Source organism: Ameyamaea chiangmaiensis (genome assembly GCF_013376175.1).
GTDB classification, from domain to species: domain Bacteria; phylum Pseudomonadota; class Alphaproteobacteria; order Acetobacterales; family Acetobacteraceae; genus Ameyamaea; species Ameyamaea chiangmaiensis.
Window position 1 is genome coordinate 1 of sequence record NZ_JABXXR010000070.1, and the last position, 14,021, is coordinate 14,021.

The 14,021-nt window shown below is 67.2% G+C and carries 14 protein-coding genes and 1 pseudogene; 11 read left to right on the forward strand and 4 right to left on the reverse strand.

Annotation, left to right across the window (positions count from 1 at the left end; all coding sequences use genetic code 11):
• On the forward strand, positions 1–869 hold an 869-nt coding region (locus HUK82_RS09795; protein WP_305144404.1), incomplete at its 5' end, for a vitamin B12 dependent-methionine synthase activation domain-containing protein.
• A 79-nt stretch (positions 870–948) separates the two neighbouring features.
• On the opposite strand, the gene HUK82_RS09800 is transcribed toward HUK82_RS09795, so the two are convergent.
• The gene (locus HUK82_RS09800; protein ID WP_176613790.1) at positions 949–1,926 is read right to left on the reverse strand and encodes a hypothetical protein; all 978 of its coding nucleotides are present in this window, start codon (positions 1,924–1,926) and stop codon (positions 949–951) included.
• A gap of 255 nt (positions 1,927–2,181) precedes the next feature.
• Here HUK82_RS09800 and HUK82_RS09805 point away from each other — a divergent pair, with 255 nt between their 5' ends.
• From HUK82_RS09805 to HUK82_RS09825, 5 genes are all read left to right on the forward strand, one after another.
• Positions 2,182–2,460, forward strand: a complete 279-nt coding sequence (locus HUK82_RS09805; protein ID WP_176613791.1) for a phosphoribosyl-ATP pyrophosphatase — start codon at positions 2,182–2,184, stop codon at positions 2,458–2,460.
• A gap of 109 nt (positions 2,461–2,569) precedes the next feature.
• On the forward strand, positions 2,570–3,097 hold the full coding sequence (locus tag HUK82_RS09810; protein ID WP_176613792.1) for a CvpA family protein: 528 nt from the start codon (positions 2,570–2,572) through the stop codon (positions 3,095–3,097).
• Between the two features lie 54 nt (positions 3,098–3,151).
• Positions 3,152–4,639: an amidophosphoribosyltransferase gene (purF, locus tag HUK82_RS09815; RefSeq protein ID WP_176613793.1), complete on the forward strand. Its 1,488-nt coding sequence runs from the start codon at positions 3,152–3,154 to the stop codon at positions 4,637–4,639.
• The gene (locus HUK82_RS09820; RefSeq protein WP_176613794.1) at positions 4,636–5,331 is read left to right on the forward strand and encodes an SDR family NAD(P)-dependent oxidoreductase; all 696 of its coding nucleotides are present in this window, start codon (positions 4,636–4,638) and stop codon (positions 5,329–5,331) included. Before purF ends, HUK82_RS09820 begins: the two co-directional genes overlap by 4 nt.
• 348 nt (positions 5,332–5,679) lie before the next feature.
• Positions 5,680–8,445, forward strand: coding sequence for a glycosyltransferase (locus HUK82_RS09825; protein ID WP_212648091.1), 2,766 nt, complete (start codon positions 5,680–5,682; stop codon positions 8,443–8,445).
• A 19-nt stretch (positions 8,446–8,464) separates the two neighbouring features.
• Here the strand turns inward: HUK82_RS09825 and HUK82_RS09830 are convergent, their stop codons facing one another.
• The 3 genes from HUK82_RS09830 to HUK82_RS09840 all read right to left on the reverse strand — a co-directional run bounded on the left by HUK82_RS09830 (position 8,465) and on the right by HUK82_RS09840 (position 10,231).
• Positions 8,465–9,406: a metallophosphoesterase family protein gene (locus tag HUK82_RS09830; RefSeq protein WP_176613796.1), complete on the reverse strand. Its 942-nt coding sequence runs from the start codon at positions 9,404–9,406 to the stop codon at positions 8,465–8,467.
• 112 nt (positions 9,407–9,518) lie between these two features.
• Positions 9,519–10,004: a kinase inhibitor gene (locus HUK82_RS09835; protein WP_176613797.1), complete on the reverse strand. Its 486-nt coding sequence runs from the start codon at positions 10,002–10,004 to the stop codon at positions 9,519–9,521.
• Between the two features lie 5 nt (positions 10,005–10,009).
• Complete coding sequence (locus HUK82_RS09840; RefSeq protein ID WP_176613798.1) at positions 10,010–10,231, reverse strand: hypothetical protein; 222 nt, start codon at positions 10,229–10,231, stop codon at positions 10,010–10,012.
• 136 nt (positions 10,232–10,367) lie between these two features.
• Between HUK82_RS09840 and queA the strand changes: the two genes are divergently transcribed.
• From queA to HUK82_RS17605, 5 genes and pseudogenes are all read left to right on the forward strand, one after another.
• Positions 10,368–11,420: a tRNA preQ1(34) S-adenosylmethionine ribosyltransferase-isomerase QueA gene (gene queA / locus HUK82_RS09845; protein WP_176613799.1), complete on the forward strand. Its 1,053-nt coding sequence runs from the start codon at positions 10,368–10,370 to the stop codon at positions 11,418–11,420.
• Complete coding sequence (tgt, locus tag HUK82_RS09850) at positions 11,417–12,577, forward strand: tRNA guanosine(34) transglycosylase Tgt (RefSeq protein WP_176613800.1); 1,161 nt, start codon at positions 11,417–11,419, stop codon at positions 12,575–12,577. Before queA ends, tgt begins: the two co-directional genes overlap by 4 nt.
• Positions 12,574–13,629, forward strand: coding sequence for a tRNA epoxyqueuosine(34) reductase QueG (gene queG, locus HUK82_RS09855; RefSeq protein WP_176613801.1), 1,056 nt, complete (start codon positions 12,574–12,576; stop codon positions 13,627–13,629). Before tgt ends, queG begins: the two co-directional genes overlap by 4 nt.
• Entirely contained in the window at positions 13,626–13,895 is a 270-nt protein-coding gene (locus HUK82_RS09860) for a ribbon-helix-helix domain-containing protein (protein WP_176613802.1), read from the forward strand. Before queG ends, HUK82_RS09860 begins: the two co-directional genes overlap by 4 nt.
• Before the next feature lie 8 nt (positions 13,896–13,903).
• Positions 13,904–14,021: pseudogene (locus HUK82_RS17605) on the forward strand (molecular chaperone DjlA); the annotation flags it as partial.

Here is a 14,021-nt window from a genome sequence, read left to right on the forward strand (position 1 = left end):
CGGCGGAAACGCGCGGGTTCGCGCCGGTCGACCCGGTAGCGGCCAGGCAGAGGCGCGCGCGTCTGAACACCGGGCTGGCGGCGATCGAACCGCCCTTCTGGGGAGCGCGCGTCGTGGAGGCGGCGCCCAACGCCGTGTTGCCGTTCCTTAATGAGCGGTCGCTGTATCAGTTCCAGTGGGGCTTTCGGAAGCAGGGACGTTCGCTGGACGATTTCATCGTCTGGGCCAAGCAGGAGCTGCGGCCGGTGTTGCGCCGGATGCTGGCGCTGGCGGCCGAGGACGATATCCTCCGCCCGCAGGCCGTCTATGGCTACTGGAAGGCGGCGGGACAGGGGAATGACCTGATCCTGTTCGCCGAGGACGGTGTGACGGAGGTGGCCCGTTTCACCCTGCCGCGCCAGCCGCGCGAGGACGGGGAGTGCATCGCCGATTTCGTGCGCGACGTGGACGACGAGGTGCGGGACGTGATCGGCTTGCAGGCGGTCACGGTCGGCCAGAAGGCGTCGGACGTGGCGCGCGACTGGTTCGAGGGCAATCGCTATCAGGACTACCTGTATCTGCATGGCCTGTCGGTCGAGATGGCCGAGGCGATGGCGGAATACACGCACAAGCGCATCCGTGCCGAGCTTGGGTTCGCGGCTGACGACGACCGCGACATGGAAAAGATGCTCCAGCAGGGCTATCGCGGGTCACGTTATTCGTTCGGCTATCCGGCGTGCCCGCGTCTGGAGGACCAGGCCCCGATTCTGGAACTGCTGGGTGCGGACCGGATCGGTATTTCGCTGACCGATGGCTTCCAGTTGCATCCGGAGCAGTCGACCTCGGCGCTGGTGGTGCTGAACCCGAAGGCGAAATACTTCACCGTGTGATCCGGAGCGCCATCGCCCGGAACGACGCTCCCGCCACGCGGACGGCGAGTGGGAAGGCGTGTCGGTGTTGCGGTGGTGATTACTGGAGTTGCACGTCCTGATCGCAGACGGCGACGGGTTTGCCGTCCTGCAGGGTCTGGAGCTCGATCAGGTGGCGGCTGGCATCGAGCCGTGCCCGCGTGCCCCAGCGGGCCGGGTCGCGCCAGTTGCGGTCGCCGGGCCGGAGGTGCCAGTTCAGCATGTCGGCGCAGAGTTTGCCGACCGCGTGGGCGCGTGCGACGTGGTCGACGATGACGGCGACGCGCGCCGGACAGACAGCGTATTCCCGGCCCGGCGCGGCGTCGGCGCCTCCGTTGTCGCAGATGGGTTCGGGCAGAAAGGCCATCGACAGCAAGTAGTAGGTCGGCCCGTCCTGAAGGAGGGCCGACAGCACGGTCAGGCCGGGTTTGTGACCCAGATTGGTCTGTGCCGTGCGGGCGATTTCCTGTTTCCACAGGCCGGTCGAGGCCTGACCCGGGATGTCGCCGCGAACGCGTGTGCCGTCGAGATCGCGCAGGACGAGCGCGGTCCACGGACCGGCCGCGTCGGTCAAGGTCGCGGTATCGGACCCGTGTCCGCCGGAGGCGACGAGGGGGCCGGTCCCGAACTGCGACTCTTCGCGCGGACGGTATCCGCGACGAATCATGCACTCGGTGTAATCCTGGTCATAGAGGGCGTGGCCGATCAGGCTGTGCGGTGCGCCGCCGGCGCCGTTGCCGGACGGGTCGAACCCGTCGGCGGTGCCATGGAGCGTGGCCAGGGTGGTGCTCGGCGCGCTGTCGAAGGCGTTGGACAGTGCGGCGGCGTCCGAATGCAGGGCACGCGAGCGTTCGCGTGTCTGGGCGCCCGCGGAGCAGGCGGTGCGATCATAGAGGCGATCGGCGGCGTTCTTGCCGGGCGGGGCGATCATGTCGGGGGTGTCGGGCGTACTGACGGCACACGCGCCCAGCAGCGGAAGCAACAGCACGACGAACGGCGCGAAGAGCCACACGCGGGCTCTGTCGGTCTGTCGAGTCATCCTCACGCCCAACCTCCGGCAGCGATGTCAGAAAAACGGTTCGATGTCGCAACCTAGCAGCCGTCGTGTCGGCTGTCATCGGGCGGACGGAAAAGGGTTTTGACGGACCGGGGGCTGTCTGTCACCGTGGCGAGGGCGGCCATGACGGGTCGCGCCATCACGTGTGGGGAGGAGTGGTCCCTGAGCCGGTCTGTCATTCGTCGAGGAGCGCGACGCGCGGCGCAGTCTGTGCGCCCCGCGCCAACGGATCCCGCCATGGTCGGTCTGGCGCGCGTCCTGGGTGCCGAGGCCACCGAATGCGTGCGGGCCTTTGTCGATCGCGACGCCGCCGCGTTGACGGACGGCAGCGCCGCCGTGATGCAGACGCTGCTGCGCATCTGGATGTTCGCCGGGATCGCGGAGGCGGAGGTCTGGGACGAGATGGACAAGCGGCTGCGACTCGGCAACCTTATGTTCGAGCTCAATCGTCCGTCCAACCAGCGCCTGCGTCGCGGGCGTCGGCAATGGAACGTGACGTCGACCAAGTTGCCATAAGGCGTCCTGAGCGCCCGGCGCCAACGAACTGGTCTAGTGCGTTCGCAGATGGCATAAGGCGCGCGCGATCTCCGTGACCGGGCTCGCGTGACAGGGGGGCGGCACCGGCATGGCGTTGGTCGATATTCTGGCAGTGCTGGTCGTGGCGATGTCGGTCCTGTGGGGCCTGATGCGTGGTTTCTCGCGCGAGCTGTTCGGCCTTCTGGCCTGGATCGTGGCGTTCATTCTGGCGTCGCGGTGGTATGGGCGTCTCGTGCCGCTGATCGCGCCGCATGTGTCCGGCGGGGCCCTGGCGGACGTGATCGCGTTCGCGCTGGTGTTCGTGGTGTTGGTGCTGCTGCTGTCGATGGTGTCGGCCCTGATCGGCAACGCGATGCAGGGCTCGATGCTGTTGGGGGGCGCCAATGCCCTGCTGGGCGGTCTGTTCGGGGTGTTCCGGGGTGTTGTGCTGCTGGTGCTGCTGTATGCGGCGGGTTCTGCCGTGATGGACGACGCGGCGTTCGCTGCCGCGGTCCACGGCAGCCGGATCGCCCCTTTTATTTATCGGGCGGCACTCTATCTGGAGGGCCACGGGCCGGTTTTTGTCCGTGTGCATCTTGCGCCGCCAGACGACTCGGTTCATGACCCCGCCATCTGAGCGGACCTGCTGCCCCGTTCGACCCCGCGCCATCTACCGGAGAGCGTGCTGATTATGTCCGAGCTTCTGAACCCGTCCCTGCCGTCCTGTGCTGACCGCCCCGAGCAATGGTCGACCGACGACGACGCGTTTCACGAGGAGTGCGGCGTTTTCGGAATCTGGAATTCCAGCGACGCGTCGGCCATGACGGCGCTGGGGCTGCATGCGCTGCAGCATCGCGGGCAGGAGGCGACCGGCATCGTGTCGTTCGACGGCAGCCGCTTCCACGACCACAAGGGGCTGGGGCTGGTGGGCGACGTGTTCGGCGACGCGCGCGTGATGGCGACGCTGCCGGGCACCCGGGCGGTCGGGCACAACCGCTATGCCACGACCGGGGCGACCCTGCTGCGCAACGTGCAGCCGCTGTATGCCGACTTCGAATTCGGCGGTCTGGCGGTGGCGCATAACGGCAACCTGACGAATGCCGAGACGCTCAAACGCGCCCTGGTGCGTCGCGGATGCATTTTCCAGTCCACCACGGACTCCGAAGTCTTCATTCATCTGATCGCGATCTCCCTCTACGCCACGGTGGTGGATCGTCTGATCGATGCACTGAAGCAGGTGCGCGGGGCCTATTCGCTGGTTGCGTTGTCGCGCGAGGCCCTTATCGGGGTGCGCGATCCGCTGGGCGTTCGGCCGTTGATTCTGGGGCGCATGGACAATCCCGATGGGGCGCCGAGCTGGGTTCTGGCCAGCGAGACCTGTGCGCTGGACATCGTGGGGGCGGAGTTCGTGCGGGACGTGGAGCCGGGCGAGGTCGTGGTGATCGACGGGTCCGGGGTGCGTTCTCTCAAGCCGTTCGGTACCAATCCGTCGCGCTTCTGCGTCTTTGAATACATCTATTTCGCGCGCCCCGATTCGGTTCTGGATGGGCATCCGGTCTATGGCGCGCGCAAGCGGATCGGCGTGGAGCTGGCGCGCGAGAGCGGCGTGGATGCGGACGTGATTGTCCCGGTTCCGGACTCGGGTGTCCCGTCGGCCATGGGGTTCTCGGAAGCGAGCGGCATTCCCTTCGAGCTGGGCATTATCCGCAATCACTATGTCGGCCGCACCTTCATCGAGCCCACGGACCAGATCCGCAATCTGGGTGTTCGGCTGAAGCATTCGGCCAACCGGCCGGTGCTGGAGGGCAAGCGGGTGGTTCTGGTGGACGACTCGATCGTGCGGGGCACGACTTCGCGCAAGATCGTCGACATGGTGCGGGGTGCCGGCGCCAAGGAGGTGCACATGCGCATCTCGTCCCCGCCCACGACGCACCCCTGTTTTTACGGCATCGACACGCCCGAGCGCAGCAAGCTGCTGGCCGCCCGGCACAGTCTGGCCGAAATGGCCGAGCTGATCGGTGTGGACAGTCTGGCATTCATTTCGTTCGATGGCCTGTATCGCGCGTTGGGGCGGGAAGGGCGCGATGAAGCGGCGCCGAAATATTGCGATGCGTGTTTTACGGGGGATTATCCCATCCCGCTGGTCGATCAGGAGGAGATCGCCGCCGACCGGCTGTGAAAACAGTCGGGCGCCCACTGGCGGGGCAGGTTGCGCTGATCACCGGCGCCAGCCGGGGGATCGGCCGCGCGACGGCGCTGGAACTGGCCCGACGGGGCGCGCACTGCGTCGTGACGGCCCGTACTGTGGGCGCACTGGAAGAGCTGGATGATGACATCCGTGCCGGGGGCGGGACCGCGACGTTACTGCCGCTGGATCTGACCGATGGTCCTGCGCTCGACCAGCTCGGCCCGTCTCTGGCGGCGCGTTTCGGGCGGCTCGATCTTCTTGTGCATGCGGCCGCGTGCCTTGGGGTGCTGACCCCGGTGGGGCATATTCGCGAGCGGGACTGGTCGGCGGTCATGGCGGTCAACCTGACGGCCGGATGGCGCCTGTTGCGCACGGTCGCGCCCTTGCTCGAGCGGGCGCCGGCGGGACGGGCTGTCGTGCTGACCGATGGTCATGCCGATCGGCCGGAGCCCTTCTGGGGCTTGATGGCGGCCAGCAAGGCGGGTCTCGCGGCGCTGGTCCGGACATGGGCGCTGGAATGTGCGAGCCGTTCGGCGTTGCGGGTTATGCTCCATGATCCCGGCCCGACGGCCACGCGGTTGCGCGCGCAGGCGATGCCGGGCGAGGACGTGACGTCCGTACCTTCGGCGGATCAGGCTGCGCTGCAGATCGTCACCCTCTGTCTGCCACATTCCGCGGCATGATGCGTCCCGTGCCGTAGCGGGTGCGGTGATTTGGGTGGGATGGTGAGGCGCATGTGCGTGTGTGGCCATGGCTTTTCCGAACCGTCGGGCACTCCTCTGGTCTGTCTGGTATCGTCCGGGGTGGGCTTGAGGTGGCCGGCTTCGCCCGGGCGTGGCATGATCTGATCGCCTGTCCCGCGATGCTCATGGCATGACGAGGCCGGCCCCGGGGCAGGGCGAAAACGCGTTGCTCCCATCAAGAAGGAGCCCAGAAGGGTGAACACCGTCCATGACGACAAAGCGCGTCGCCTGTCGATCGCGTCTGTTCCCCCCGGCACAGGGCTCAGGCCGGAGTTACGGGATGGTCAGATGTTGCCGCCGCCTGTCTCGTTGCCGCGACGCAAGGACATCGACAGCGATGCCGCGCTGGCGCTCGAGCGTCTTGGTGCGCTGTATGCCGACGACCGCGAGGATGAGGTCGATCTTCTCGAGCGGCAGATGATGCTGATGCGGCGTTCCCTGTCGTGGCGCTTCACCAAGCCGCTGCGCATTGTGCGGACCTTGCTGGCGGGGCGTTTGCCGGGGGACCGGCGGCTGGACCAGGCCCTCGCAACGGCACGGGCGATCGTGCGCGAACAGGGGGCGGCGCCGCTGCTGCGTCGTGTCGCGCGCTATTACGGGTTCGGCCGCTTCGTTCCCTCCGTGCTGCGCCGTCGATTGGGGCTGGAGGGGCCACGCGCGCGACCGGGCTCGTCGGGTCAGGACACGACGTCTGCCGCGCTGGTCGCCGCGTATCGCGCGCCGGTGTCTGGCACTGTCGGCGGGATGCGGCCGTCGATTCTGTTGATCGCGGACATGATCATCCCGCAGTGCGTGCATTACCGCGTGACCCAGAAGCGGGGTGCGCTGGAGCGTCTGGGCTGGCGGGTTGTGGTCGCCGACTGGCGCAATCCGGTCGATGCGCTGGCGGAGATGCAGCTCTGTTCGCAGGTCGTGTTCTATCGGGTGCCGGCGGTTGATTCCGCGCTCGACCTGATCCGGGAAGCCCATCGCCTCGGCCTCGATCCGGTGTGGGAGATCGATGACCTCCTGTTCGATCGCGAAGCCTACATGGCCAATCGCAATCTCGATACGTTGTCGCCGGAGGAGCGTTACTGGCTTCTGACCGATGCCGGACGGTATCGCGAGGCCATGCTGGCCTGCGGACGCGGTCTTGCATCGACGGAGGGTCTTGCGGCGGGGATGCGGGCGGCGGGCCTGGCGCGAGTCGATGTTCTGGAAAATGCGTTCGATGCGTCGACGATCGCCACGGCCGAGGCGGCCCGAAGCGCGCGCCCGGTGTCGGGTGCGGACGACCGGGTATGGATCGTGTATGGATCGGGTAGTCGCGCGCACGACGCCGATTTCGCCTGCGCCGCCGACGGGATCGCGCAGGCGATGGCGGCGGAGCCCCGGCTGGGTCTGCGGATCATTGGATCGCTGTCCCTGTCAGACCGGTTCGCTGCGTTCGGCGAGCGTGTCGAGCGGCTGGAGTCCGTGCCGTTCGGGCCGTATCTGTCCGCTCTTGCGACGGCTGATATCGCGATTGCGCCGCTCGAGGCGACACGGTTCAACGATTGCAAAAGTGCTATCAAGTTTCTGGAAGCCAGCATCGTCGGTGTGGTCTGCGTCTGTTCTCCAACGGACAGTTTCGCGCGCATTGTCCAGTCGGGCGAGAACGGGCTTCTTGCCACGGGTGCGGCGGGCTGGCGGGAGGCGATCCTGACGCTTGCGGCCGATCCCGCTCTGCGCAGGCAGCTGGCCGACAAGGCGCGTGCCGACGTGCTGGCGCGTTACGCGCCGGATGCGACCGAGCGCGTGGTGGAGGCGATTTTCGATCGTCCTCCCGTCTTTGAGCCCGACGGTCTGCGCGTCATGCAGGCCAACGTGTTTTTCGCTCCGCGCTCCTATGGTGGTTCGACCATCGTCGCCGAGGCCCTGACGCGGGTGTTCGTCGAACGCGGGGTTACGTGCTCGGTCATCACGACGCGACCGCAATTGCCTGAGACGCCGGCGGCCGCCTTGCGCACCGTCGCATGCGGGGCGGATGTCCTGGGGGTGCAGCTCCGGCGCAAGGGCATGATCGACAACCCGGCGGTGACGGCCGATATGGCGCGATGGCTGAACAGCTGGGGTCCGGGGATCGTCCACATTCACGCCATTCAGGAACTGGGTCTGGGGCTTTTGCGTGCGTGCCGGGAGCGCGACATTCCGTATGTCGTGACGTTGCATGACTGCTGGTGGCTGTCGGACCGCCTGTTTCTGCCGCGTGATGAGCCCGCGCATCGTCTGGTGCCGCTGCCCGGACAGGCGTTCGAGCCGCCGCGTTCGCGCCATGAGCGCTATCTGCAGGATCGCAAGCGGTTGATGTATCAAGCGCTTATGGAAGCGGCGCTGATCTTCAGCCCATCGGAGGACCATCGCCAGCGCCACATCCGCAACGGCATTCCAGCCGACCGGATCGTGGTCAACCGCAACGGTTTTCGTTGGCCGGGCCGCGCGCGTCGTCCGCGTCCGCCGGGCGCGCCGTTGCGGTTCGGGTATGTGGGCGGTCCGGACTGGATCAAGGGGTTCGAACTGATCCGGGGGTGCGTGCGGGCGCTGAAGAGCGATGCGTGGGAGCTTGTGCTGGTCGATGCGACGCTCAATCTCGGGTTTCCGACCCTTGATGTGGATGACTGGTCGGTCCGGGGGCGGGTGCGCGTCGTTCCGGCGTTCAGCCAGGAGACGATGGATGACTTTTACGACCAGATCGACGTGTTGCTGTTTCCGTCCCAATGGCGGGAGAGTTACGGCCTGACGGTGCGCGAGGCGCTTGCGCGCGACGTGTGGGTCGTGGTCACGGAGCCCGGAGGGCAGTGCGAGGAGATCGTCGAGGGGGTCAACGGCAATCGTATCGCGATGGACAATCGCGTGGCGACGCTGCAGGGCGCTGTTGAGAGACTTCTGCGCGAGGCGGCCCGGTTCGACGCCTATGTCAATCCGCTCAAGGACCGGCTCATGACGTATGAGGCTCAGGCCGATGAACTGCTCGGATGGTATGAGGCGATCCTGAGTCGATCGGGTCGGGACGGGTGGCGGTCGGGCGAGGCCTGATCCGTGTGCGGGGTGCTCCTCAGGTATTGTGCGGGTCAACCGTCCTGAATCCATAGGTTTCGTAGCGCGTGGTCAGGCGTCCGTCCGCGACGTCGACCACCAGAAAACCTTCGGGCGTGCCCATTCGCGTGCCGTGCCACCAGTTGCCGCTGACGGCGCCGCCGGTGATGTAGGGCACGCCGTGCCAGTCGACACGTTCAAGAATATGGGTGTGGCCCTGCAGCACGCCGATCACGTTGACCGAGTCGAACAGGGGCACGATCTCGTGCGCGTTGACGACCGAGATGCCGTGGTGCTTCGGCGGTGTTGGAAGCGGCGCGGAGTAGGCATCAACCGCGGTGACGAGGGGGATATGCGTGACGACGATGATCGGCGTGCCGGCCGGTTGGGCGGCGAGGTCACGGGCGAGCCACTCCTTTTGCGCCGGGTCGATCCGACCCTCGTAGGACCGGTCCGCCGTTATGCCGATCGAGTCGAGCACGACGAAGTGCACGCCCTTGTGGTCGAAGGCGTAATACAGGCGGCCGAAATTATCCTCGAAGTATTTCTTGCCATAGAACGGGTCGGTCGGTTGTGCGCCGCTTTTCGTATAGACGCCAAAGCAGTCGTGATTGCCGATCGTGTGATGGACCGGCATCGTCAGGTCGTCGGCCGTGCGTTTGTAGAGGTCCATCAGCATCGTGGCGCGACCGGCGTTGACCCCTAGCGCGTCGAACACGTGGTCGCCGCCCTGTATGGCGAAGTCCGACGGGATCGCGCGGGCGCGGGCGAAGGCCGCGTGGCATCCCCTCGCGGCGTCGAGCTCCGGCTGAAGGTGCGTATCGGTGATGAACAGGAAGCTGAACGGGTCGTGCGGACGCAGGGGCGGACGGTCGGGTACGCCGGCGCGGGCGCCACGCAGGCCGATGAACGTGGCGCCGGCGGTCAGGGAGAGAAGCGAGCGGCGTGAGACGAGCGTCATGAGCGGTGGATCCGGGTCCGGGGGAGCGACGGCCGGAGTGTAATGGGCCGCCGCTGACCGGATCCATGCTGTCACGAATGTTTCACGGTCCGCCCGGCTGCGGACGCAGGTGTCAGCCGCCGTGGCCGTACAGGGCCGTGAGGCTGGCGGACGCAAGGCGGTTTGCGTTGATCAGGAAGCCGGCCATGGCGCCGCTGGCGTCGGGTGAGAGGTCGAGATGGTCGATGCCCAGCGCGTGGACCGTAAAGATATAACGGTGGGGCGCGCCGGGCGGCGGCGCGGCACCGCCATAGCCCGGGGCACCGAAGTCGGTGCGGGTTTCCAGGGCGCCTTCGGGGAGTGCGCCCGGGCTGGCGCCTTCGGTCAGTCCGTTGGTCGTGGCGGGCAGATTGACCACAATCCAGTGCCACCAGCCGGACCCTGTCGGTGCGTCGGGGTCGTAGACGGTGAGGGCGAAGCTCTTCGTGCCTGCGGGGGCGCCGGTCCAGCGCAGTGCCGGGGACCGGTTCTCGCCCGTCTGGCCCATCCCGTTGAAGAGCTGGGCATGGGGCAGCGTGCCGCCGTCGGCGAAGGCCGGGGATGTGAGCGTGAAGGTCATGAGACTTACCAGTTCTTGCTGAGCAGCCAGAATTCTTCGGATGTGAGCGTGATCACGCTGCCGCCGTTGGGCGACTCGGAGGCGGCCTTGGCGAGGGCGGCGATGCGTTCGACCATGATGATCTTGCGGGCATGGGCCTCGGACGTCTCGGTGGCGGCGTGGAGTGTGCTCAGCGCGTTCTGGGCGGCCTTGCTGATGCGGGTGGCATCGAGTGCGGCGTAAGACATGGGGGTTCCTTTCTGGATTCCGGGCCGGATAGGCGGAGTGTGCGGGAGGAGCGGTGGGCTTGTCCATTCCGGGGCGCGCCGCCGAGGGCGGCTCAACACTGGCGTTTTGGGGGCGGTTTGCCGTAAACCCCGGGTGATGAGCGAGCTTGCTTCTGATTTCGACTTCGTGCTGCCCGACGCTCTGGTTGCAACGGAGCCCGCACGGCCGCGTGATGCGGCCCGTCTTTTGCGCGTGCCCTGTGGATCGGGTGCCGTCTCGGACCATATGGTGCGGGACCTGCCCGGTTTCCTGCGCGCCGGTGACATGCTGGTGGCCAATGACACCGAGGTGATTCCGGCCCAGTTGACGGCATGGCGTGGAGACGCCCGCATCGGGATCACGCTGGACCGGATCCTGCCCGATGGCACGTGGCACGCGCTGGCGCGGAACGCCCGGCGCCTGCGCGATGGCGACGTGTTGCGCTTCGACGGGGTGGAAACGCGTGCCGTGGTCGTGGCGCGTGAGGAGGGTGGGGCGGTCGTGCTGCGCTTCGATGCGGAGGGGAGTGCCTTTGACGCGTTCCTGGACCGGGTCGGGGCGCTGGCGTTGCCGCCCTACATCGACAGGCCGCAGGGTCCGACGGCGCAGGACGCGCTTGATTATCGCACCATTTTCTCGGCCCATCGCGGCGCGGTAGCCGCGCCGACGGCGGGCCTGCACTTCACGCCCGAGCTTCTGGCGGCCCTGGAGGCGCGTGGCGTTCACCGTCAGACGGTGACGCTGCATGTGGGCGCGGGCACGTTTCTGCCGATGCGGTCCGAACGGATCAGCGAACACCGGATGCATGCCGAGCGCGGGGTCATCACGTCCGAGGTGGCGTCGGCCATCAACGCGACGCGCAGGCGCGGCGGGCGAATCGTCGCGGTCGGCACGACGTCGCTGCGTCTGCTGGAAAGCGCGGTCGACGAGGATGGGGTGGTGCATCCCTATGCCGGGGAGACCGCGATTTTCATCACGCCGGGGTTCCGCTTTCGGGCGACCGATATGCTGATGACGAACTTTCATCTCCCGCGCTCGACCTTGTTCATGCTGGTGTGTGCCTTTGCGGGCGAAGCGCGGATGAAGGCGGCCTATGCCCATGCGATCGCGCAGGGATACCGGTTCTACTCGTATGGAGACGCGTGTCTTCTTGATCGTGGGGTGGCATGAGCGCGTTTCGATGGGTCTGTGAGTCGACCGAGGGGCGCGCTCGCGCCGGATTTCTGCACACCGCGCATGGCGTCGTGCCGACGCCGACCTTCATGCCGGTGGGTACGGTCGGCACCGTCAAGGCCATGACGATGGATGCGGTGCGGTCCACGGGGGCGGGGATCGTGCTGGGCAACACCTATCACCTGATGTTGCGGCCGGGCGCGGAGAAGGTGCGTGCGCTGGGAGGGCTGCACCGGTTCATGGACTGGAAGGGGCCGATCCTGACGGATTCGGGCGGCTTTCAGGTCATGTCGCTGGGGGCGTTGCGCAAGCTGGATCAGGACGGGGTGACGTTCGCGTCGCATATCGACGGCTCGAAGCATCGGCTGACGCCCGAACGTTCGACGGATATCCAGCATGCGCTGGATGCGACGATCACGATGTGTTTCGACGAATGCCCGGCGTTGCCGGCGCCGGTGGAAGCGATCGAGGCCTCGATGCGGCTGTCGATGCGCTGGGCGGCGCGTTCGCGCGAGGCGTTCGCGCGCCGGGAGGGCTATGGCCAGTTCGGGATCGTGCAGGGTGGCACGGAGCTTGGATTACGCGCGGAGAGCGTGCGTGCGCTGACGGATATCGGGTTCGAAGGGTATGCGGTCGGTGGCCTTGCTGTCGGCGAGGGGCAGGCCCTGATGTTTGCGACGCTGGACGGGACGGTACCGCTGATGCCCGAGGGTGCGCCGCGTTATCTGATGGGGGTCGGGACGCCGGACGATCTTCTGGGCGCGGTGGAGCGCGGGATCGACATGTTCGACTGCGTCATGCCGACCCGGGCGGGGCGTACGGCGCGGGCGTATACCGAACGGGGAACGCTCAATCTGCGGAACGCGCGGCATGCCCTGGACACGCGTCCGTTGTCGCCCGACTGCGATTGTCTGGCGTGTACGCGTCATGACCGGGCGTATCTGCACCACCTGTTCCGGGCGAACGAGATGCTGGGGCCGATGCTGCTGACGTGGCACAATTTGGCGTATTATCAGCGGCTGATGCGCGGGATTCGCGCGGCGATCGTCGCGGGTGATCTGGCTGGCCATGCGGGCCGGCTGCGGGCCGGCTGGGCGTCGGACGACTGGACGCCCGACGAGATGCCTTATCCCGACCTGCCGCCGGTGCCGTGACGGGCGGTCGGGCCCTGACGCTGGAGGCGTCGATCCGCGACAGGGCGCTGGCGCTGGGGTTTGATGCGGTGGGATTTTGCGCGGCCTCTCTCGGGACTGAGGCACGGCACCGGCTTCGGGATTTTCTGGCACAGGGGCACCACGGCTCCATGGGGTGGCTGGCCGATCGGGCGCAGCAGCGGGGCGATCCCCGGGCGCTGTGGCCGGAGGCGCGCAGTGTCATTGCGTTGGGCCTGTCGTACGCTCCCGATGGCGATGCGCTGGAGACGCTGGGGCGGCCGGCGTGTGGCAACATCTCCGTCTATGCCCGGAACCGGGATTACCACGATGTCGTCAAGGGGATGCTCAAGCATCTGGCGCAGTTCGTCGTGAAGGCGGGTGGTCCGGCGGAGGTGAAGGTCTTCGTCGACACGGCGCCGGTGATGGAGAAGCCGCTGGCGGAGCAGGCGCGGCTGGGCTGGCAGGGCAAGCATACGAACCTGGTGTCGCGCACGCAGGGAAGTTGGCTCTTTCTGGGTGAGATTTACACGACGCTCGATCTGGTGCCGTCCGCGCCGGTGGCGGGCGGGTGCGGGAGCTGCGCGCGTTGTCTGGACGCGTGTCCGACGCAGGCGTTTCCGGCGCCGTATCGGATGGATGCGCGTCGATGCATTTCGTATCTGACGATTGAGCATGTGGGCCCGATACCGGACGAGTTTCGCGAGGCGATGGGCAATCGGATCTATGGGTGTGACGATTGTCTGGCCGTGTGTCCGTGGAACCGGTTTGCGGCGGCCTCGCGTCATATCAAGCTGCGGGAGCGGGATGATTTGCGGGCGCCGGATCTCGACCGGCTGGCGGGGCTTGACGACGCGGGGTTCCGGGCCTTGTTCGCGGGATCGCCGATCAAGCGGATCGGACGGAACCGGTTTGTGCGCAACGTGTTGATGGCGATCGGTAATTCGGGGCAGAGGCGATTGCGGCCGTCGGCGGCGCGGCTGTGTCACGATCCGGATCCGGTGGTGGCCGAGGCGGCCGTCTGGGCCTGTTCGCGGCTGGACGCGCTGGCATGAGCGGGCTGCGCAAGCGGAGCCTGATGGTGTCCGGTCACCGCACGAGCGTGGCGCTTGAGCCGGCGTTCTGGTGCGTGATCGAGGCGATGGCGGCCGATCGGGACCTTGCCGTCGCGGCGTTGATTGCCGCGTTGGATGCGGGGAGGGACGCGGACCAGCCGCTGGCGTCAGCGCTGCGTGTCGCGGCCTTGCGCTGGAGTGCGCGAGCGGGTCTGATCGAGGAACGGCCGCACGGGCCGAGTGGACCGGGCGGCGAGGCGGGGTAGAGTAGCGCATGGCCATGTGGGGAAAGTTGTTCGGCGGTGTTGCCGGCTTTGCGATGGGTGGCGGCGTGGGCGCTGTCGTCGGCGCGGCACTGGGCCACGCGGCCGACTCGGGCTCGCTGTTGCAGT